At 39.9% G+C, this 398-nt stretch carries 1 protein-coding gene; it reads left to right on the forward strand.

Going from position 1 to position 398, the window contains the following annotated elements:
- A partial coding sequence (locus tag IY568_RS25485; protein ID WP_194868735.1) for an integrase core domain-containing protein occupies positions 1 to 88 on the forward strand: 88 nt, incomplete at its 5' end.
- Positions 89 to 398 lie beyond the last annotated feature (310 nt).

Raw genomic sequence — 398 nt, forward strand, 5'->3', positions numbered from 1 at the left:
AGATGAATGGTTAGAAATTTACAATTATGAAAGGCCTCACGATGCGCTGGAAGACATGACTCCAGTTGGCTATCTTGAGGCTGCATAATTCTACTAATGAGCTGTACTAGGTTGGGTGGAGTTACAAAAACATAGGCCATACTGTCCACTTCCCCTCTAGTTTAGAACGGTGTCACTAGAGGGGAAGTGGACAGACAAAAAAGCGCGATGGGTGTAATCAAATTTCTATTTTTGACTTGTGTCGTAACCGCAGCGAAAAGTAATGCTTAATTGAATTAGTTCCGACCAGACCTGACATTTCGATTTGAAAAATTGAGAGTTACCCGTTTTGATAAAGGTGTCGAATCTTTGTTCAAAACAACTAAGGAGTAACTCTCATGTTACATACTAACAATCCA

The organism is Pseudoalteromonas sp. PPB1, from assembly GCF_015356275.1.
Classification (GTDB): Bacteria; Pseudomonadota; Gammaproteobacteria; order Enterobacterales; family Alteromonadaceae; genus Pseudoalteromonas; species Pseudoalteromonas rubra_D.